This is a genomic window from Tenacibaculum sp. MAR_2010_89, assembly GCF_900105985.1.
In the GTDB taxonomy this organism is placed as follows: Bacteria; Bacteroidota; Bacteroidia; order Flavobacteriales; family Flavobacteriaceae; genus Polaribacter; species Polaribacter halocynthiae.
The window spans coordinates 37,518-58,169 of sequence record NZ_FNUB01000002.1 but is presented as its reverse complement, the minus strand read 5'-3'; the positions used below and the strand labels follow the sequence as shown (position 1 = coordinate 58,169).

Below are 20,652 nucleotides of genomic sequence, written 5' to 3'. Positions count from 1 at the left end.
GTAACATTTTTTAATAATGCTACGTATAAGTATATGTAGAGTGATTGATAATTATAAAAAAATAGTTTTTTTTACATGAGACAACTTAAGATTACAAAGCAGGTTACCAATAGAGAAACTGCCTCATTAGATAAATATTTACAAGAAATAGGAAAAGTAGATTTAATTACTGCTGATGAAGAAGTAGAATTAGCTCAACGTATAAAAGCTGGAGATCAAAGAGCTTTAGAAAAGCTAACAAAAGCAAACTTACGTTTTGTGGTATCTGTAGCTAAACAATATCAAAATCAAGGTTTAACTCTTCCTGATTTAATTAATGAAGGGAATTTAGGTTTAATTAAAGCGGCAAAGCGTTTTGATGAGACTAGAGGATTTAAATTTATCTCATATGCAGTTTGGTGGATTCGTCAATCTATCTTACAAGCACTAGCTGAGCAATCTCGTATTGTTCGTTTACCTTTAAATAAAATTGGTTCCATTAACAAAATCAATAAAATGTATGCTTTCTTAGAGCAAGAAAATGAGCGCCCTCCAAGTGCTGAAGAAATTGCTAAGAAATTAGACATGACAGTTAATGACGTTAAAGAATCAATGAAAAATTCTGGTCGTCATGTATCAATGGATGCTCCTTTAATTGAAGGTGAAGATTCTAATTTATATGATGTATTAAATTCTGGTGAATCTCCTAACCCAGATAGAACATTATTACATGAATCATTACGTATTGAAATTAACCGTGCTTTAGAAACTTTAACTCCTCGTGAAGCTGATGTTGTTAAATTGTATTTCGGTTTAGGTGAACACCAACCAATGACATTAGAAGAAATTGGTGAAACTTTCGATTTAACTCGTGAGCGTGTTCGTCAAATTAAAGAAAAAGCAATTAGAAGATTAAAGCATACATCTCGTAGTAAAATCTTAATGACTTACTTAGGATAATAACACATACAATAGCAAATAGTTATTATAACTATTCGTTTTTGGATTAATAAAAAGAAAACTCTTGAATCATCAAGAGTTTTCTTTTTTAGTTATTGCCCTTATTAGTTTTAACTATATTTGCATCACAACACAACAAACAAATACATTTAATGGAAAAACTTATTGCTCCTTCAGTTTTAGCCGCTGACTTTGGAAATTTACAGCGTGATATAGAAATGGTTAACGATAGTAAAGCTGACTGGTTTCACATAGATATTATGGACGGAGTTTTCGTTCCGAATATTTCTTTTGGAATGCCTGTGCTAAAATCAATAGTACAACATGCTAAAAAAACAGTTGATGTACATTTAATGATTGTAGACCCTGATAGATATATTGAAACTTTTGCTGATTTAGGAGCAAATATACTAACAGTACATTATGAAGCGTGTACACATTTACACAGAACTATACAAGCAATAAAAGCTGCTGGTATGAAAGCTGGAGTTGCTTTAAACCCACACACGCCTATAGCAGTTTTAGAAGATATAATTCATGATTTAGATTTAGTTTGTATTATGAGTGTTAATCCTGGGTTTGGTGGGCAGTCATTTATTGAAAACACCTATAAAAAGGTACAGCAACTAAAAAACCTTATTGAATTTAACAACGCTTCAACTTTAATTGAAATTGATGGAGGGGTAACTGATCAAAATGCCAATAAATTAGTTGAAGTTGGTGCAGATGTTCTTGTTGCTGGTAGTTTTGTATTTAAAAGTGAAACTCCTATAGAAACTATTGAAAATTTAAAAACAATTGTTAATTAAATTTTTAATTGATATAAAAAAGGCGGTAAAAAATTAATTTTTTACCGCCTTTTTTATTAGTTATATTGTTCTAATAAATAGTAAATTAAATCTGTAGTAGTAACTATACCTTTTAATTCACCTTCTTCAATTACTGGTAATGCATGAAACTCTTTTTTAGATAAAATTTCTGCCACCTCCTTTATTGTATTTGAAGGACTCACTGTTACTAAATTCTTTGCCATAACCTGTTCTATTGTAAACATATTATATACTACAGTATCTACATCACTTTCATCTTCATCAATAGCATCAGCAAAGCTAATTCTCAATAAATCAGTATAACTTAACATCCCTACTATACTCTTACCACTTACAACAGGGATATGTCGTATATCATTTTCTTTAAATAGTTTTTCAGCCATCATTAAGTCATCTGATAAATTTAGTGTGATAACATTTTTAGTCATTATTGTTTGTACTGGTGTTCTTTTTTTCATCTTAAATATGGTTTTATTATTTCTATTTCTATATCAAATTTCAGAAAATATCTCGATAGAAAAACTGATTTTTATCAGTAAAACAATAATTATATATTCGTAACTTATTAAATGCTTTTTATTTTAAAAAGTAGTATTTTTACAAAAAAGCCAACAAGTTTTGATAGAAGAATTAAAAAACAATTACGGTTATTTATTTGAAGAAGCTTTATTAGAAGAAATAAATGATGTAGCCATTTTAAAGGAATTTAAAGCTGATGTTACCATTATTGAAACTGAAAGTTATATTGTTTCGATCCCTTTATTACTAAGTGGAGCTATTAAAATTTTAAGAGAAGATGAAAATGGCGATGAACTCGTTTTATATTATTTAGAAAGAGGAGACACTTGTGCAACTACATTATCATGTTGCATGGGGCAAACAAAAAGTAAAATAAGAGCTGTCTCTGAAACTGATGTTGCTTTATTAATGATTCCTAAGCAAAAAATGTCAGAATGGTTAAGTAAATATAAAAGTTGGCAAGAATATATTTTACAAAGTTACCATAATAGATTACAAGAATTTATAGAAGCTGTTGACACCATTGCTTTTTTAAACATGGATCAACGTTTACTGAAGTATTTACGAGACAAAGCCTTAGTAAATCATAACGATATAATAAGTGTAACTCATCAACAAATTGCTAATGATCTTCACACATCAAGAGTTGTTATATCAAGACTTTTAAAATCTTTAGAAAAACAATCAAAAATAGAACTACAGCGTAATCAAATAAAAGTTTTAGAACTTTAAACACTTGATTTATATATTATAAATCATTCTTTATTTAAATAACCCTTAGGCTCTAAACGACATACACCCCTGAATATCAATTTAAAACAAAATATTATTCAATAATATTTACAATCACTCCTGCAAAAAAGAATTTTTTTCATTTTTCTAATAAAAAAGAAACTTCATTAAATATTTATTTCTCTTTTTACATAGATTTACCATGTTATCAACCTTAATTTCAACCATTTGAAAAACACAAGATAACAGTTCGATTGATCAACGAAAAAACACAAATAAAATGAATTCTATTATTTGATAGTATTAACAATAAATATTAATCGTAATGAAAAAAAACGTAATTAAATCTTCAATTGCGTTTGCAACAATAATATTGGCAATTTATTCTTGTCAAGATTATGATAACGCAAACCCTTCTAATATTGAAAATCAAAATCTAATTTCAATAGAACACCTAAAAGATGAAAACCTATTAGGAACTGCTGCAGCTACTCCATTTAATACTGGGTATTATGGCGCATACAAAACATATAAAATGGCAAGTGGCCAAAGTTACATAGAATGGGCAGTACCAAATTTAAAATGGTTTTTTGGTGTGAACCCAACAGTATATAATTGGAGAGGAACAAATACTAATAATATGTTAGCTTACTCAAACCCAGATCGTGTTTTTATTGGAGAAACTTGGTGGAATAGCATGCTATTAAACTATGATGCTTATGCAGCAAAATCTATTATTGCTCACGAATTTGGTCATATCTTACAATATAACAATAATTGGTACTGGGCTTCAGGGAAAAATCAAGAAATAGGAGCAGATTTCTTTGCTGGTTACTGGTTAGCTAGTAATGTTGGTCAGAATATTTCTTGGCAAGAAGCCTCAAACTCTTTTAAAAACTTTGCAGCTATTGGTAACGGAGTTTCTCATGGTTCTTCTACCGAAAGGCAAGCAGCTGCTAAATTAGGGTATTACACGGGCTATTATGCTAATACTAAAGGTTTTTTAGGCTGGGATAAAGTATATAAACTACTTGTTCGTTTTTGGGGATACATAGGTCAAGGTACTTATTGGTACGATAGTACTGATTATTATAGAACTAGCAAAAAAGCTAAGAGTAAAAAAATGTATGAGGGGCTTTCAAATAAAGAAGCTGATTTTTTTGAATTTATGATGCTTAATTATAATGAAATCTTAGATATCAAAAAAGGAAACGTTTCAAAAGAAGAATTTAGTAAGTTTAAACTAAAAAAAACTAAATAGACTTAAAGCCATTTCTAATGAAATGGCTTTTTATATCCGTTATGTAACAAATGTTACATTAAAAACCAATAAAAAATACTAAATTTATAATATAATAATCGGAAAATCAGATATTTATAATTTAACCTCGGATTCTATTATTACGTTTAGTCCCTCCCCTGTAAAAGCATCTTTTTTTAATGAAAAAGATGCTTTTATATTAAAACTGTAACATTGGTTACTGATTACCTTTTTTTTCAGAAGTAAATTTGCCTGCAACAAAATGTGTAAATATGAAAATAAAGCTTTTCAACTTTTTAATAGTTAGTTTTTTTCTTTCCAATACTATTAGTGCTCAAAATAATGTACTTATCTCTAAAAAAGAAGTCCTTAATAAAGTTACAGAAAACAATTCTTCTCTTAAAATAAGTAAACAAAATTATTTGCAAGCTCAAGCAAACTATAAACAAACAAGTGCTATTTTTTTACCTAACATAACCGCTTCTCATACTGGTTTTATTACGACTAATCCTTTGATGGCATTCGGAAGCAAATTAAATCAAGGAATTTTAATTCAAGCAGATTTCAATCCTCTTTTGTTAAACAATCCTAAACGCACTCAAAATTTTGCTACAAAAATAGAAATTCAACAACCGATATTAAATATTGATGGACTTTATAAACGTAAAGCTGCAAAAACCAAAATGGTGGCAACTAGTTTACAAATTCAACGTACTAAAGATTTTTTATTGTTTGAAGCTGAAAAATTATACATGCAATTACAATTGTCATATAAAAATGTATATGTTTTAGAAAAATCATTAGAAGCGGCAAAAGCAAACTTACAAGTGGCTGAAAATAGTCTTGAGCAAGGTTATTTACAACGTGCAGATATTTTAGCTATAGAAGTACAAGTTACGGAGGTCAAAAATCAATTATATACTGCTAATAATACCATAGAGAACATTTCTAACCACTTATCCTTTTTAGTCAGTGAAACACAAAACAATATTTATCAACCTGCTGATAGCTTAGAAGTAAAACCTTTTAACACATTATCAAATAAAACGCTATCTGATAACCGCTCAGATTTAAAAGCAATGCAATTAACTTCAGAAACTTATAAAAAAATGCACACTGCAAATAAAATGAGTTTTCTACCTACATTAAACGCTTTTGGTAGTTATGAATTATATGACAATAAAATTTTTAGTGCTAATAGTAATGGCTATTTAATAGGTGCTCAATTAAGTTGGAATATTTTTAAAGGTGCTGAACGCTATGGAAAAATTCAAGGAAGTAAAGCTGCTTATGAAAAATCAAAACTTGAATACCATCAGTATAAAGCTAAAAGTGAGTTAGAACTAAACAAAACTAAACGCATTCTAGCATATACTGAAAAACAATTAAATTTAACAAAACTAGCGTTAAAGCAATCTTCAGAAGCATTACGAATTCGAAAAAACCGTTTTAAAGAAGGGTTAGAAAAAACCTCAGATTTACTAATAGCTGAAACTCAGTATGCTCAAAAACAATTACTGTACTATCAAACAGTATATCAATATAACTATACCAAAGCATATTTAATTTTTTTAACAAAAGAATAATTACACAAATGAAAATCATTTATAAAATCACACTTGTTTCGATATTCTTATTACTTTTTAGTTGTGGTAAAAAGGAGACAAAAACACACATAAATAACAATCCGAAAACTGCTGTAAAAGTAAGTAAAGTTATTACTAACAATAATAGTCTTTTTATAACAACAAGTGGTAAAATACAAGCAGTAAACAATGCTGATTTAAGCACACGCATAATGGGATTTGTAAACAAAACTCATGTTAATATAGGTGACAAAGTAAAAAAGGGACAATTATTAATCTCAATAAACAATGCTGATTTACAAGCAAAAAATGCTCAAGTAAATGCAGGTGTTACTGAAGCTAAGGTTGCTTTTAACAATGCTAAAAAAGACTATACTCGTTTCAAAAATTTACTCACTAAAAATAGTGCCTCACAAAAAGAAATGGATGATATGACAGCACGTTTTAAAATGGCTAAGGCTCGTTTAGAATCTGCTAATCAAATGAAAAATGAAGTGAGCTCTCAATTTAAATACACAAATTTAACAGCTCCCTTTAATGGTGTGATAACAGCAAAGAATATAAAGCCTGGAGATATGGCAACTCCAGGAAAACCTTTAATATCTATAGAAAATCACGATATATTTGAAGTTATAACAATGATTCCTGAAAATGAAATTTCAAAAATTCAAAAAAACATTGAGGTCAATGTTCTTATAAAGTCAATCAATAAAACTATTAAAGGAAAAGTAACAGAAATAAGTCATTCTGCAAAAAATACAGGAGGTCAATATATAGTCAAGATAAGACTAAATAAGACTAACACAAATGTTTTATCTGGAATGTACACAGCTGTTCAATTCCCTATAACTAAAAAAACAACAACGTCTGACATTATTTTAATCCCTAAAAAAGCAATTATCACTCGTGGTCAATTGTCGGGTATCTATACAGTAAGTCAAAGTAAAACAGCAATATTACGTTGGTTACGATTAGGAAGAACTTTTGGAGAAAACGTAGAGGTTTTATCTGGTTTATCAGCAAACGAGTCTTACATAGTTTCTTCAGAAGGCAAACTATATAATGGCGTAAGTGTTTTAATTAAATAATTATAAAAATCGAAAATATGAAAGAAGGTTTAGCAGGAAAAATAGCGAAAGTCTTTATAGATTCTAAGCTAACTGTACTTCTAATGATTGTTTTTATGGTTATTGGAGTTTACAGTTCTTTTTTAATTCCTCGTGAGGAAGAACCTCAAATAGATGTGCCTATAGCAGATATTTTTGTTGGATACCCAGGAGCAAGCCCCAAAGAAATTGAATCAAGAGTAATAAAACCATTAGAAAAACTAATTTCAAATATTAAAGGAGTTGAGTACGTATATTCAACTTCAATGAAAGAACAAGGAATGGTTATTGTTCAGTTTTATGTTGGTGAAGATATTGAACGTTCATTTGTAAAACTCTATAACGAAATTAATAAGCACATGGATCAAATGCCAGAAGGTGTTACTATGCCGCTTGTTAAAACTAGAGCTATTGATGACGTACCCATGTTAGGGTTAACTTTATGGAGTGAAAATTATGATGACTACCAATTAAGTCAAATAGCTCAAGAATTAGATAGTGAAATTAAAAAAGTAAACGATGTTGCAATCACTCATAAAATTGGAGGAAGAAACAGGCAATTACGAGTAGTTTTAGACAAAGATAAACTTGCTTCTAGTGGACTAGATTTTTTAACTGTTTCTGAAATGATTAAAAAAAACAACTCTCAATTAAGTTCAGGAAGTTTCTCTAAAGGTGATACAGAGTTCTTAGTAAATACTGGTAGATTTTTAGAATCTGTATCAGATGTTGAAAATTTAGTCGTTGGAGTACAACAAAATCAACCTATTTATTTAAAACAAATTGCTACAATTATTGATGGTCCAGAAATACCTAAAAATTATGTTTCATTAGGTTTTGGACAAGCTAGCCTTAAGAAAAACAACTATAAATCTGAATACCCTGCAGTTACCATTTCAGTAGCAAAACGGAAAGGTGCTGATGCCATGAAAATTGCTGAAGTTATTATTGATAAAGTTTCTCATTTAAGAAAAACTCTTATTCCTGATGATGTGCATGTGAAAATTAGTAGAAATTATGGAGAAACAGCTTCACACAAAGTCTCAGAACTTCTACTCCATCTTATTGGCTCTATTATAGCTGTAACATTAGTAGTTATGCTTGCCATGGGATGGCGTGGTGGTTTGGTTGTTTTTTTATCTGTTCCAATTACGTTTGCCTTAACGTTGTTAAGTTACTACATGTTAGATTATACTTTAAATAGAATTACACTATTTGCATTAGTATTTGTAACTGGTATTGTAGTTGATGACTCTATTATTATAGCTGAAAACATGCACAGGCATTTTAAAATGAAACGCTTAGCTTTTAAAGAAGCTGCACTATATGCTATAAACGAGGTTGGTAACCCAACTATTTTGGCCACTTTTACAGTAATAGCATCAGTATTGCCAATGGCTTTTGTTTCTGGATTAATGGGTCCATATATGGCACCAATGCCAATTGGAGCTTCAATAGCAATGATTTTATCACTCTTTGTTGCTTTAACAATTACACCATATTTAGGTTGTATTTTTTTAAGAGAAAAAGAAAATAAAGGCGTTAAATCAAAACCTGAAAAAACAGTAGAAGAAACATTTATTTATAAAATTTATGATAAACTTGAAAGACCTTTATTAGAAAATAAAGTAAAACGTTGGTTCTTTTTAGGAGGTACTTTTTTAGTATTAATAGGCACTATGTTTTTATTTTTCACTAAATCTGTAGCTGTTAAAATGCTACCCTTTGATAATAAAAATGAGTTTCAAGTAGTTATTGATATGCCTGAAGGTACAACCCTAGAAAGAACTGGAGTTGTAGCACAAGAAATTTCACAGTATTTATCTACCCGTCCAGAAGTATTAAATTATCAAAATTATATTGGAACATCAGCTCCAATAACTTTTAATGGTTTAGTTCGTCATTATGATTTACGAGGTGGAAGCAATATGGCTGATATTCAAGTTAATCTAATTGACAAAGGTCAACGTAGTATACAAAGTCATGGCATTGCAAAATCAATGCGTTCTGATATTCAAAAAATAGCTTCAAAATATAATGCTAATGTAAAACTGGTTGAAGTTCCACCAGGACCTCCTGTTTTATCAACAATTGTTGCTGAAGTTTATGGTCCAGACTACAAGGAGCAAATTAAAATTGCAAATAGCATTCAAAACATTTTAAAAAACACGGATGATGTTGTAGATATTGACTGGATGGTTGAAAGTGATCAAATAGAATATCAATTTAAAATCAATAAAGAAAAAGCGATGCTTTATGGTGTTACACCTCAACAGATAGCATATATAATGAACATGGCTTTGTCAAATCGTCCTATTACAAATTTATACGATGAAAATGCATCAAATCAAATTGGTATAATACTAGCTTTAGATGAAAGTGAAAAATCTACTATTAGTGATATCTCTCAACTTAAAGTTACATCTCAACAGGGAAATATGCTTCCTATTGGTGATTTAGTAGATATCCAACAAACCACAAGTGAAAAAAGTATTTTCCGAAAAAATCAAAAACGTGTTGTTTATGTCATGGCTGACATGGCAGGAAAACTAGAAAGCCCTGCTTATGCAATTTTAGGTATGGAGGAAAAATTAAAACAAATAAAAATTCATGAAGGTTATAAATTAAATGAAATGTATCTCGGGCAGCCAGATTATGAAGATGATTATACTGTAAAATGGGATGGTGAATGGCAAATTACATTAGAAGTTTTTAGAGATTTAGGAATTGCTTTCCTTGGAGCTATTCTATTAATTTACATTTTAATTGTTGGTTGGTTTCAAAACTTTAAAGCACCAATCGTTATGATGGTAGCAATACCTTTGTCTTTAATAGGAATTATTTTAGGCCATTGGATGATGGGAGCTTTTTTTACAGCTACTTCGTTTATAGGAATGATTGCTTTAGCTGGTATTATGGTTCGGAATTCTGTTTTACTGATTGACTTTATCAATTTAAGATTAGCAGATGGCATTCCTTTAAAACAAGCAGCTATTGAAGCAGGAGCCGTTCGTACAACTCCTATTTTATTAACAGCTGGAACCGTTGTAATTGGAGCTTTTGTAATTCTCTTTGATCCTATTTTTCAAGGATTAGCTATATCATTAATGGGAGGTACTATTGTTTCAACAGTACTTACTTTATTAGTTGTACCATTAGTATACTATATGATAGAGAAGAAAAATCATAAATAACAAATTCCGCAACCTTAAAAGTAATAACAATGTTAAATAAATATTTCAGAACAATAGTAGGCACATTTATTTTATTAAGTATTGTACTAACAGTATATATAAATCATAATTGGATTTGGTTTACAGTATTTATTGGTCTAAATCTAATTCAATCAGCATTTACTAAATGGTGCTTACTAGAAACAATTTTAATCAAAGTATTTAAATTAAAGGATTAACCCTTTATACTTTTTAAACACCAAGAGGCTATCATGAATGATAGCCTCTTTTTAATTATGAATAATAAGTATTCATAATCAAACAACTGTAAAACTTATAAAATATTCAAACTTGCAATCATTTTTACTTTATTAGCCATTGTAGCATAATTAGGTGAGAACTTTATAACCTCATCTGCTGCTTCTTTATATTGAATTTCATTCCCATTTCCTTTTACAGTAAATGCATATTCAATAGTATCAAAACCAACAGGAGAAGTTTCATTAACACCCAAAAAACCTTGAAGGTCTAGCCCAGATTTTATCTCTAAACTTACTGATTCTAATTCTATTCCTTTAATTGAACACATTGCTACAAAAGTAACCATCATACATCCTGAAAGCCCACCCAACATATAATCTTGTGGTGTCGGAGCTGAATGTGCTCCTAATAATTGTTCAGGTTCATCAATAGTAAATGAAAAATCGTGAGAAATAGTATCATTTCCTAAAGTAAGATCATTGGTGGTAACACCTACTTTAGTACCTCCCATCCATGTTGCTTTAATACCACCATTATACATCCCATTTGTAGCATTTTTCTCAACTGTTGCTTTGTAAGCTCCTAACGCTTCTAAATTTAATCCGTTAATCATCATTATATTTATTTGTTTTTCTAGTTTAAATAACCGTTTTCTATTAATTGTTTTTGAACTTCTATATATGTTTCTTCATATAATTTATCTATATCATTTATAGGCATAAACGCATCAGAAAATCCAGGTTTTTCAGGATCAATCATTAATTTAATTGACTGAATAAAGTGTTTAATTAATTCCTTTGGGTTTTCATTTCCTACAGATATTCTCATCGTAGTCTTATAAATTCCTGCTTTCAATAATGCATCTTGATCTAGTTCTGAATGCGAAGTAAATGCTGGACATAATAATGTTGTATTAATTTGACCTAAACTCACTTGAAAACCAAATGCAGGTGCTAAAGTGTCGAAGAATTTTTTAAATGCTGAGTCACTTACTCCAGCTTTTTCAAAATCAATAGTAAACAATGGAGCTGCTAACTTATACTTACTAACTTTTTTCATAATGGCATTATTCTCATTGTTTTCAATGGCATTACATATTACTGACATTTCTGGATTTGAGTTGAAGAATTTAGCAAGCACTAATGTATTTACACATTTTTGAGTCATCCTTAAATTCAACGTTTTCATTCCAGATAAAATTTCAAAAGCAGCATCAGCATTTAAAAAAGCACCTTTAATATAATATACATTCCAAAAGAGCGACTCATCCCAATTTATTCCATCTACTTTTTCTCCTTTTGGCACAAACATTAAACTGTTTTTTCCAATTATTCCACCCGCAATTGCATTACCTGAGCCAGTAATATCTTTTGTGTAACTATGAAATAAGAAATCTGGTCGACATTCTTCATCTTCTTCTTGTAAAGGTTTAATTAAAAACGGAGTTGCCACAGTTCCATCTAACATCACCATAGAACCATTTTGTTTTGAGTATTTACATATTGCAGGAACATCTAACATATAACCATGTGGATTACATGGTGACTCTATATATACATGTATTTTTTTTCCATTTTTTATTTCATCTTTATATGTTTCTTTTGCATTATCCATTACTGGTTTAAAATCTTCTAATGTATATCCATCAAACCAAACAACTTGAATATCCATTTTGTTCTTTTTTGCAAAAAAATCTTCTATCAATTGATAAGCTCCTCCATAAATATTTCTAGATACAATTAGAATATCTTGATAACTCAATACATTAGATAATAACGCATCTATTGCTGCCATACCACTATTAAAATTCCAAGCAGTATATTCATTTGCATATTTACCTGCTTCTAAATGAACCATATGCGTACCTAAAGCCATTGATGTTGGATTTAGTGATCTTGAATAAATATGATGAATAGATTCTTTACCATTAAAAGCATCATCTATCCACTCTGTACATGAATAATCATAAGTAGATGTTCTAGCAATTACTGGAGTTGCTGAAAACAAAGCTGCAATATTATTAAATAAAGGCATTGGGCCTTTTGCATTTAAAGTAGCATCCGATTGCTCTAATGACTGGTATGTTTGTTTCAATGGTCCTTGCAAAGTTTCCAAAACTTTAGCTATTTGAAAAGACATAAAGCGCTTTGCATTAAAATACGCTACTTTTTCACTTGCATCTAATTTGCCTACAGTGTCATTTGTAATCTCCTGAAGTTTTGATATATCAGATTGTGCGGTGTAAATATCTATAGCTGCTTTTTTTAATGTCTCTCCATAAGCGCTATTAGGATTAATTTGAAAATATGCTAACTGCTCAATTGCTAACTCTTCGATACTAGAGCAAGTTGTAGAATTTCTTTTTGGTGATAAAACCTTTGTGTTGTTTAAAGTACTCATTTTTGTAATTATTTAAGATTGAAGCAAATTATTTTAGTTGAACTCATTTCTCGTATTGCAGATCTAACACCTTCGCGTCCAATCCCACTCTTTTTTACACCTCCAAAAGGCATCATGTCAATACGATAATCTGAAGAATCATTAATCATTACCCCTCCACACTGTAATTCATTACTAGCTTTAAAGGCATGTTCTATATTATTTGTAAAAATTCCTGCATGTAATCCGTAAGGAGAATCATTACTTGCTATAATCCCTTCTTCCAATGAATTCACTCTTGAAATTGTTGCTACTGGACCGAAAATTTCTTCTTTTCCGTTTAACTTATTATCAAAGTCTCCTTCAATAATAGTTGGCTCTATCCCGTTTCCAACTCGTTTCCCTCCACATAACACTTTATATCCTCCTTTTACTAAATTTTCAATTGACCTTTCAATTTCACTAATAGCTTCTTGATTAATTATAGGCCCCATATCAGTACTATCATCTTCTGGGTTTCCTAATTTGACAGCTTTAGAAAGATTTATGATTTTTTCTTTAAAAGAATCGTAAATAGTATCATGCACATACATTCGCTTTACTCCTACACAATTTTGACCAGCTGCCCAAACCATGCCTCCTATACAATTTTTTGCAACGGCTTCTACATCTACATCATTCATAACAATTACTGGAGAACTAGAACCTAACTCCATTCCTATTTTCTTAACTCCAGCTGCTTTTGCTATAACTTCACCTGATTTAGAACCTCCTGTAAAACTTACCATATCTATTCTTGAATCTGTAACAAGAATATCTCCGAAATTATCTATAGGTCCAGTTATAATATTAAGAATATGATAAGGTAAACCAGCCTCTAGAAATAACTCTCCTAATTTTATTCCTGAAATTGGAGTGAAATCCGATGGCTTTAATATAACCGCATTACCAGCAGCTATAGCTGGTCCTAGTTTATGAGCCACTAAATTTAACGGGTCATTAAAAGGCGTAATTGCAGTAATAATACCAATAGGATCATATACATAGTGTCCTTTTTTTGAAGATCCTCCTTCAAAAGCCGCAAATGGAACAGTTTCTCCTATTACTCTTTTTGCTTCCTCTCCACAAAGTGTAAGTGTATTAATACATCGATCTACTTCTTTACCTGCTTCTCGTTTTGTTTTTACTCCTTCGTTTACAATAACCTTAGTAAACTCCTCTTTTCTTTCTTTTAAAAGATTAACTACTTTGTTAATGATCTCACTTCTGTCAAGAGGAGATAAATTTTTCGAAATTATTTTTCCTTTTTCAGCAGATTCTAATGCTTTATATACATGCTCTTCTTCTGCACAAGAAATAGAATACACATGATTTCCTGAAAAAGGGTTAAAAACTGGTAATTGCATAGGAGTATCAACCCAACTCTCTCCAATAAGCATTCCTTTTGTATTCACTTTTTTATCTAATAAATCTATTATCATAATTTCTCTTTTTTTAAAATTGATAACACATCTGAAAACACTGAGTATCCTGTTTCTAACTTACCTGCACCTGGACCAGTTATCATTAATTTCCCCAAATATTTAGTGGTAATTTCAATAGCGTTTGTTACTCCATCAATATTAGATAATGCGTCAGTTGTTGATAATGGTTCTGGTGCTACTTTTCCTTCTAAAAAATCTCCTTTTTTTTCTAAACTTCCAACCAAGCGAATATTTTTACCAGCTTTTTTTGCAGCATTTACCTCTTCTATAGAAATAGAGTCAATTCCTTTTGTCAAAATTGAATCTAGTCCTAAATCAACACCAAAAACTTTATGCGACAGAATTGCAATCTTTCCTCTTGCGTCATATCCTTTTACATCATTGGTTGGGTCAGCCTCAGCATATCCTTTATCTTGCGCTGTACGTAAGGCACTATCAAAAGAATCTCCTTCTGACATTTTTGAAAGAATATAATTACTCGTGCCATTAAGTATACCCCTAATTTTAAGTATTTCATCACCCGCTAAACATTCTTCTATTAAAGAAAATGTAGGTGTTCCACTTAATACAGTTCCTTCATATTGAAGAAATACATTACTTTCTTTAGCTAGTTTATTTAATTCGTTAAAATGTAGTGCTATTGGACCTTTATTAGTTGTTACTACATGTTTACCCCTTGAAAGAGCTTTTTTTATAAAAGTATAAGCAGGATCTCCAGTAGTATAATCACTATATGTTGCCTCTACAATTAAATCAACTTCTTCTACAGAGCTTACTTCAGTATCTTCAGATATACTAGCATCAGTTATAAGTTCTTTGTTATTTAATTTCTCTAATAACTTCTTTAAGTCTATTCCATTAGGGTTGTACATATTCCCTTTCTGAATATCTTTTACAACTACTACTTTAATCTTTTGTTCATACTTTTCTTGTAACCAAATATTCTTTTCTTGTAAAATTTCAATGAATCCTTGTGTTACTGTCCCAAGCCCTATAATACCAATATTCATGTTTAAATTATTTAATTATATTTGTACAAAATTCAATAAAATACGCTTATTATTGAATTTAATACATTAAAAAAAACATAAATATGAAATTTATTCTATAAAAATATTTAAAATGAAGTTAGATCAAAAAGATATTCAAATTTTGAACTTATTACAGAAAAATGCTCGGTTATCAAATAAAGAAATAGCAGCAGAATTAGAAATAGCAGCTTCTACGTGCCATGAACGCTTAAAAAGATTAACTAGAGATGGTTTTTTTAAATCTTTTAACGCTAACCTTAACTTAAATAAGTTAGAGTTTAATATTGAAGTAATGATTTCTATACAACTTAACAAACACGAGCGAGAAGTTATTAATTCATTTATAAAAAATGTTAGAAAAATTAATGGAGTAATTAAATTATACCACATGGCAGGCAAAACTGATTTTATGCTTCATGTTGCAGTATGTAACTCAAATGAGTTACGTTCATTAATTTTAGATGAACTAACTAAATTCAACTATATAGGTCATATAGAAAGTTCAATGATATATTTTCATGATGATATAAACCAACTACTCATAAAACCACAATAAAAAAGTATTTTCTTTAACAAGAAATTAACTATTCTAGCACGTACTTATGTAACAAATGTTACAAACAACTATTTAGTAGTTATATAATTTCGCCGTCTTTAAATCCCTAATATTATATTTCCCCTTAAACAAGAAAAGCAACAGAAATTATTCTGTTGCTTTTTATTTGTGACCCAGGAAGGACTCGAACCCTCATCGTCAGAGCCGAAATCTGATGTTCTATCCAATTGAACTACAAGGTCAAAAAATTATGAAAGTTTTGCTTTTACAATTCCTGATATAATTTTACCATCTGCTTGTCCCGCTAACTTTTGTGATACAATCCCCATTACTTTACCCATATCTTTCATTCCTTCAGCTCCAACTTGACTTATAGTAGCTACTACTACTTTTTCAATTTCATCTTCACTTAAAGCTTCTGGTAAAAATTGTTCTAACACTTTAGCTTCTGCTAATTCAGGTTCTGCCAAATCTAATCTATCTTGATCAGTAAAAACTTTCGCGCTGTCTTTACGTTGTTTAACTTGTTTTTGAATTATTTTCATTTCTTCTTCTGAAGATAATTCATTTGCACCTCCTTCTGTATTTGCAAGCATAAAAGCTGACTTTAATGCTCTTAATGCAGTTAAAGCTACTGTATCTTTCGATTTCATAGCTTCTTTCATTTTATTCATTACCTCTTGCTGTACACCCATTTTTTTAGTTTTTTAAGTAAAAAATTCCTGATTACTCAGGAATTTAAAAATATTTAAAATTGTATTATTAATCTACATTATCATGTAAGAATGAGTTATTAGATTGTAACAAATCATTATTATCGGTATTCAATGCTGTATCAGATTTACTAATATCTTTATTAGTTTCAATATCTACTCCTAACCTTTTGTAAGCTGGTTGACGTTCAATTTCATCTATATTTTTACTAACTTGATCAGCAAACTTATAATTAAATCCTTTCATTTTTTCACGTCTTTCTTGAGCTTTTCTTTGTAGCTCAGAAATCGTTAAACTTAAAGGTGTTACCTCTTCATTTGAAGTATCAGTTGTAACTTTCTCTTCAGTTTTAGTTTTCACTTCAAAACGTAAAGCTTCTTCAACTTCATTTTTAATTGTTGGCGTAGAACTTTTTCCTATAGTTGGTTCAACATTAAAATCATCTAAAACATAACGCTTTTGAGTTTCTTTTACTAAAGGTTTTACTTCTTCAGCTTTCACCTCAATACTTTTAATATCTTCAGTTGTTTCTACAAGTGCTGGGTTTGGTTTTATTTCTTCATAAGAGTTTAATGGTAAATCAAACAATAAATCTTGTTGAATATACTGTTGTTTTTCTTCTTTAATCTCTTCTTTTACTTCTGAAATATTTGTAATGATAAAATCTTCTTCAGAAATATTCTCTATAGCAATCTCATCGTATACAACCTCTATATTTTTAATAACATCAGTAGTAGCTATTAAATCTATCTTTGGTTTTATTACTTCTTTTTCTTCTTCTAAAACATGAACTATTTTTTGTTCAGTCTTAGGAGTTAATGGTTGATTTATTGTTGCAGCTTTTTCTATTTTTTGCTCGTCAAAAGTATACGTTGCTTTTTGTTCATCTTCTAAGGTGTGAACAATTTTTTTAACTTCAGTATTAGTTATATTACCTTGTTGATCAGCAGCAAAACCGGTTGCAACAATAGTTAAAGATAGTCCATCTTCCAATGACTCATCTTCTCCTATTCCCATGATAATGTTAGCATCAAATCCAGCTTCTTCTTGAATATGATCGTTAATTTCTCCTATTTCATCTAAGGTAACCTCATTAGCTCCAGAAACTATTAATAGCAATACATTTTTAGCTCCAGTAATTTTATTATCATTCAATAAAGGAGAATCTAATGCTTTTACAATAGCATTTTTAGCTCTATTAGCACCTGTTTCTTTTGCTGACCCCATAATTGCAGTACCACTGTTAGATAACACAGTTTTTGCATCATGTAAATCAATATTTTGTTTATAGTGATGTGTAATTACCTCTGCTATACCTTTAGCTGCAGTTGCCAATACTTCATCAGCTTTAGAGAATCCAGCCTTAAAACCTAAATTCCCATAAACTTCACGTAATTTATTATTGTTTATAACAATTAAAGAATCTACATTTTTACGTAACTCATCAATACCTGTTTGAGCCTGTTTTGAGCGCATTCTTCCTTCAAATTGAAATGGCATAGTAACGATTCCTACCGTTAATATATCCATATCTTTTGCAATTTTAGCAATAATTGGAGCCGCTCCAGTACCAGTACCACCTCCCATACCAGCAGTGATAAACACCATTTTAGTATGAGTACTCAACATTTGTTGAATTTCTTGAATACTTTCTGCAGCTGCTTGCGCTCCAACCTCAGGGTTGGCTCCAGCTCCTAAACCTGATGTTAAGTGTGCTCCTAACTGAATTTTATTAGGTATTGGGCTGTTTTCTAACGCTTGAGAATCTGTATTACAAATTACGAAATCTACTCCGTGAATTTGTTTGCTATACATGTGATTTACTGCGTTACTTCCTCCCCCACCAACACCAATTACTTTAATGGCATTCGATTGTGTTTTAGGCATGTCGAATGAAATGTTATCAAATTCTGCGCTCATAATAACTTTTCTTTTATTAAATTTTTGTTTACTAAACTCCTCTTTAGGGGAATAAATAGGAGTAATTCTTATATAATTAATTATTCTGCATTATCTAAAAACTCTTTGAATCGTTCTGTAAACTTTTCAAAAAAAGATTTAGATTTATGTGTCTTACTTTTATTCTCTACAACAGGTTTTTCCTGCTCTTCTATTTCGTCTTTTATTATCTCTCTTTCAAAAACTGGTTCTTCAATGATTTCTTCCTCAACATTTTCTTCTTCCTCTTTTCTTTGTTTTTCTAAACCTTCCATTAATAAACCTACAGCAGTTGCATAAGCAGGACTAGATAAAACATCATCAGAATCTCCTGCTAAATGTTCGTTAGGATATCCTATTCGTACATCCATTCCTGTAATGTACTCAACTAATTGACGTAAATGCTTTAACTGTGATCCTCCTCCAGTAAGAACAATACCAGCTATTAGTTTTCCTTTTTGAGTTTCATGGCCATAATTTTTTATCTCTAAATATACATGCTCTATAATTTCTTGAACACGAGCATGAATAATCTTTGATAAATTCTTTAATGTAATTTCTTTAGGTTCTCTTCCTCTTAAACCTGGAATAGAAACAATTTCTGTTTCTTTATTTTCTCCTGGCCATGCTGAACCAAATTTAGTTTTTAATAACTCTGCTTGCTTTTCTATAATTGAGCAACCTTCTTTAATATCTTCAGTAATTACATTTCCACCGAAAGGTACTACAGCAGTATGCCTAATTATACCATCTTTAAAAATAGCTAAATCAGTTGTTCCTCCACCTATATCAATTAGAGCAACTCCTGCTTCTTTTTCTTCCTGACTCAAAACAGCTGAGGCTGATGCTAATGGTTCAAGTGTAATATCTGAAAGACTTAATCCAGCACTTTTCACACATCGCCCTATGTTTCTTATAGAAGATACTTGACCAACCACTACATGAAAGTTGGCTTCTAGCCTTCCTCCATACATTCCTATAGGCTCTTTGATGTCTGACTGACTATCTACTTTATATTCTTGAGGCAATACATGAATAATTTCTTCACCTGGTAACATTACCAACTTATGTACTTGCTCTACTAAATTCTCAATATCTAACTCATCTATTACTTCATCTGACTTTTCTCTTGTTATATAGTCACTATGATGTAAACTTCTTATATGTTGACCAGCTATTCCAACTACAACCTCTTCTATTTGTTGCCCCGAAACACTTTGTGCTTCATCAACAGCTTGTTGAATAGATTGTATTGTTTGTGTTATATTATTTACCACACCTCGTTTAACACCTAAACTTTTCGCTTTACCAATACCTAAAACTTCAAGTTTTCCATATTCGTTTTTACGACCAATCATGGCAACAATTTTGGTAGTACCAATATCTAACCCAACTGCTATTTTATTGTTTTCCATCTTGATTTTGTTTTGTGCACACAACTTGATTGTGATATTTTACATTTATTTTTTTATACTTTTTTATAGTACCATCTATTAACGCTTTATTATAAAATGCTTTAAGTTTTTTAAACTTAACTTTTACGTTTTTAAGCTTTCCAAAAATTATTTTATAGCTTCCTGTACGAACTGTAAAAACATATTCGTTTTGAGCATTTTTTTCAATTGCAATGATCTCTTTTGTAAAAAAGTCATCTTTTGAAATTGTCGTTATTAACTGAATCAATTCTTTTATTTCTTCAGTACTTTTCACACCAGAAGCTAAAGGTACACGAGCCGAAAAATTTGCTGATAAAGGCATCTTAACACCATACTTATCAACATAATAGGACTCACTTTTATCAACAACTCGAACTATTGGTTTTCGTTGTTTTATGATAGTTTTCAACATACCATCTATAGTTAAAAAAACAGTTGCTTTTTCTACATATGGGTTCGCTGAAACATTAGTTTCTAGAAAGTGTAAATCTACTATTCTTTTTGGTTGGTTTTTAACAAATTCTCGACTTTGTATTAACAATTTATCAACCGCTTTGTGCGTCAAGAAGTTATTATCTCCTGCTTCAAATTCAACAATAGTATTTTTTACTTTTTTCGCATTATTTCTAGTAGACGTAAACCCGTACAAAAAGAGTAAAGCCACTACTAAAACCACTAATGATATGTATGGTACTATTTTTTTCACT

General features: G+C 30.3%; 18 protein-coding genes and 1 tRNA gene. 9 read left to right on the top strand and 10 right to left on the bottom strand.

Annotation, left to right across the window (positions count from 1 at the left end; genetic code table 11):
• Positions 1–75 precede the first annotated feature (75 nt).
• Together BLV71_RS00500 and rpe are read left to right on the top strand one after the other, a co-directional pair.
• Positions 76–939, top strand: a complete 864-nt coding sequence (locus BLV71_RS00500; RefSeq protein ID WP_093868660.1) for a sigma-70 family RNA polymerase sigma factor — start codon at positions 76–78, stop codon at positions 937–939.
• A gap of 152 nt (positions 940–1,091) precedes the next feature.
• Complete coding sequence (gene rpe, locus BLV71_RS00495) at positions 1,092–1,748, top strand: ribulose-phosphate 3-epimerase (protein ID WP_093868659.1); 657 nt, start codon at positions 1,092–1,094, stop codon at positions 1,746–1,748.
• Positions 1,749–1,804: 56 nt separating this feature from the next.
• Here rpe and BLV71_RS00490 read toward each other — a convergent pair whose 3' ends face one another.
• A complete protein-coding gene (locus BLV71_RS00490) occupies positions 1,805–2,227 on the bottom strand; it encodes a CBS domain-containing protein (RefSeq protein ID WP_093868658.1) in 423 nt (140 codons plus the stop codon).
• A 160-nt stretch (positions 2,228–2,387) separates the two neighbouring features.
• On the opposite strand from BLV71_RS00490, the gene BLV71_RS00485 reads away from it, so the two are divergent.
• The 6 genes from BLV71_RS00485 to BLV71_RS00460 all read left to right on the top strand — a co-directional run bounded on the left by BLV71_RS00485 (position 2,388) and on the right by BLV71_RS00460 (position 10,385).
• Positions 2,388–3,020, top strand: a complete 633-nt coding sequence (locus BLV71_RS00485) for a Crp/Fnr family transcriptional regulator (RefSeq protein ID WP_093868657.1) — start codon at positions 2,388–2,390, stop codon at positions 3,018–3,020.
• A gap of 325 nt (positions 3,021–3,345) precedes the next feature.
• Positions 3,346–4,281, top strand: coding sequence for an ImmA/IrrE family metallo-endopeptidase (locus BLV71_RS00480; RefSeq protein ID WP_093868656.1), 936 nt, complete (start codon positions 3,346–3,348; stop codon positions 4,279–4,281).
• Between the two features lie 272 nt (positions 4,282–4,553).
• Entirely contained in the window at positions 4,554–5,867 is a 1,314-nt protein-coding gene (locus tag BLV71_RS00475) for a TolC family protein (protein WP_093868655.1), read from the top strand.
• Between the two features lie 8 nt (positions 5,868–5,875).
• Positions 5,876–6,955, top strand: coding sequence for an efflux RND transporter periplasmic adaptor subunit (locus BLV71_RS00470; RefSeq protein WP_093868654.1), 1,080 nt, complete (start codon positions 5,876–5,878; stop codon positions 6,953–6,955).
• A gap of 17 nt (positions 6,956–6,972) precedes the next feature.
• On the top strand, positions 6,973–10,167 hold the full coding sequence (locus BLV71_RS00465) for an efflux RND transporter permease subunit (RefSeq protein ID WP_093868653.1): 3,195 nt from the start codon (positions 6,973–6,975) through the stop codon (positions 10,165–10,167).
• A gap of 29 nt (positions 10,168–10,196) precedes the next feature.
• On the top strand, positions 10,197–10,385 hold the full coding sequence (locus tag BLV71_RS00460; protein WP_093868652.1) for a YgaP family membrane protein: 189 nt from the start codon (positions 10,197–10,199) through the stop codon (positions 10,383–10,385).
• Between the two features lie 95 nt (positions 10,386–10,480).
• Here BLV71_RS00460 and BLV71_RS00455 read toward each other — a convergent pair whose 3' ends face one another.
• From BLV71_RS00455 to BLV71_RS00440, 4 genes are read right to left on the bottom strand one after another with little or no spacing between them, the layout of a single operon-like run.
• Positions 10,481–11,023 (bottom strand): OsmC family protein, encoded by a 543-nt coding sequence (locus tag BLV71_RS00455; RefSeq protein WP_093868651.1) that lies wholly within the window; start codon positions 11,021–11,023, stop codon positions 10,481–10,483.
• 17 nt (positions 11,024–11,040) lie between these two features.
• Positions 11,041–12,807 (bottom strand): PLP-dependent transferase, encoded by a 1,767-nt coding sequence (locus tag BLV71_RS00450; protein ID WP_093868650.1) that lies wholly within the window; start codon positions 12,805–12,807, stop codon positions 11,041–11,043.
• An 8-nt stretch (positions 12,808–12,815) separates the two neighbouring features.
• On the bottom strand, positions 12,816–14,267 hold the full coding sequence (locus BLV71_RS00445) for an aldehyde dehydrogenase family protein (protein WP_199488209.1): 1,452 nt from the start codon (positions 14,265–14,267) through the stop codon (positions 12,816–12,818).
• Positions 14,264–15,280, bottom strand: coding sequence for a homoserine dehydrogenase (locus BLV71_RS00440; protein WP_093868649.1), 1,017 nt, complete (start codon positions 15,278–15,280; stop codon positions 14,264–14,266). Before BLV71_RS00440 ends, BLV71_RS00445 begins: the two co-directional genes overlap by 4 nt.
• Positions 15,281–15,392: 112 nt before the next feature.
• Here BLV71_RS00440 and BLV71_RS00435 point away from each other — a divergent pair, with 112 nt between their 5' ends.
• A complete protein-coding gene (locus BLV71_RS00435) occupies positions 15,393–15,857 on the top strand; it encodes an Lrp/AsnC family transcriptional regulator (RefSeq protein ID WP_093868648.1) in 465 nt (154 codons plus the stop codon).
• Between the two features lie 169 nt (positions 15,858–16,026).
• On the opposite strand, the gene BLV71_RS00430 is transcribed toward BLV71_RS00435, so the two are convergent.
• The 5 genes from BLV71_RS00430 to BLV71_RS00410 form a co-directional block, all read right to left on the bottom strand.
• Positions 16,027–16,099 (bottom strand) — tRNA-Arg (locus BLV71_RS00430).
• Positions 16,100–16,105: 6 nt separating this feature from the next.
• Positions 16,106–16,552, bottom strand: coding sequence for a GatB/YqeY domain-containing protein (locus tag BLV71_RS00425; RefSeq protein WP_093868647.1), 447 nt, complete (start codon positions 16,550–16,552; stop codon positions 16,106–16,108).
• Between the two features lie 67 nt (positions 16,553–16,619).
• Positions 16,620–18,491, bottom strand: coding sequence for a cell division protein FtsZ (gene ftsZ, locus BLV71_RS00420; protein ID WP_093868646.1), 1,872 nt, complete (start codon positions 18,489–18,491; stop codon positions 16,620–16,622).
• 80 nt (positions 18,492–18,571) lie between these two features.
• Complete coding sequence (gene ftsA / locus BLV71_RS00415) at positions 18,572–19,924, bottom strand: cell division protein FtsA (RefSeq protein WP_093868645.1); 1,353 nt, start codon at positions 19,922–19,924, stop codon at positions 18,572–18,574.
• Complete coding sequence (locus BLV71_RS00410) at positions 19,911–20,651, bottom strand: cell division protein FtsQ/DivIB (protein ID WP_093868644.1); 741 nt, start codon at positions 20,649–20,651, stop codon at positions 19,911–19,913. Before BLV71_RS00410 ends, ftsA begins: the two co-directional genes overlap by 14 nt.
• Position 20,652 lies beyond the last annotated feature (1 nt).

What these genes read in the sequence shown, in the direction of transcription:
- BLV71_RS00500 (WP_093868660.1), top strand. Translation starts at nt 76, where the DNA reads ATGAGACAACTTAAGATTACAAAGCAGGTTACCAATAGAGAAACTGCC.
- rpe (WP_093868659.1), top strand. Translation starts at nt 1,092, where the DNA reads ATGGAAAAACTTATTGCTCCTTCAGTTTTAGCCGCTGACTTTGGAAAT.
- BLV71_RS00490 (WP_093868658.1), bottom strand. Translation starts at nt 2,227, where the DNA reads ATGAAAAAAAGAACACCAGTACAAACAATAATGACTAAAAATGTTATC.
- BLV71_RS00480 (WP_093868656.1), top strand. Translation starts at nt 3,346, where the DNA reads ATGAAAAAAAACGTAATTAAATCTTCAATTGCGTTTGCAACAATAATA.
- BLV71_RS00475 (WP_093868655.1), top strand. Translation starts at nt 4,554, where the DNA reads ATGAAAATAAAGCTTTTCAACTTTTTAATAGTTAGTTTTTTTCTTTCC.
- BLV71_RS00470 (WP_093868654.1), top strand. Translation starts at nt 5,876, where the DNA reads ATGAAAATCATTTATAAAATCACACTTGTTTCGATATTCTTATTACTT.
- BLV71_RS00465 (WP_093868653.1), top strand. Translation starts at nt 6,973, where the DNA reads ATGAAAGAAGGTTTAGCAGGAAAAATAGCGAAAGTCTTTATAGATTCT.
- BLV71_RS00460 (WP_093868652.1), top strand. Translation starts at nt 10,197, where the DNA reads ATGTTAAATAAATATTTCAGAACAATAGTAGGCACATTTATTTTATTA.
- BLV71_RS00455 (WP_093868651.1), bottom strand. Translation starts at nt 11,023, where the DNA reads ATGATGATTAACGGATTAAATTTAGAAGCGTTAGGAGCTTACAAAGCA.
- BLV71_RS00450 (WP_093868650.1), bottom strand. Translation starts at nt 12,807, where the DNA reads ATGAGTACTTTAAACAACACAAAGGTTTTATCACCAAAAAGAAATTCT.
- BLV71_RS00445 (WP_199488209.1), bottom strand. Translation starts at nt 14,267, where the DNA reads ATGATAATAGATTTATTAGATAAAAAAGTGAATACAAAAGGAATGCTT.
- BLV71_RS00440 (WP_093868649.1), bottom strand. Translation starts at nt 15,280, where the DNA reads ATGAATATTGGTATTATAGGGCTTGGGACAGTAACACAAGGATTCATT.
- BLV71_RS00435 (WP_093868648.1), top strand. Translation starts at nt 15,393, where the DNA reads ATGAAGTTAGATCAAAAAGATATTCAAATTTTGAACTTATTACAGAAA.
- BLV71_RS00425 (WP_093868647.1), bottom strand. Translation starts at nt 16,552, where the DNA reads ATGGGTGTACAGCAAGAGGTAATGAATAAAATGAAAGAAGCTATGAAA.
- ftsZ (WP_093868646.1), bottom strand. Translation starts at nt 18,491, where the DNA reads ATGAGCGCAGAATTTGATAACATTTCATTCGACATGCCTAAAACACAA.
- ftsA (WP_093868645.1), bottom strand. Translation starts at nt 19,924, where the DNA reads ATGGAAAACAATAAAATAGCAGTTGGGTTAGATATTGGTACTACCAAA.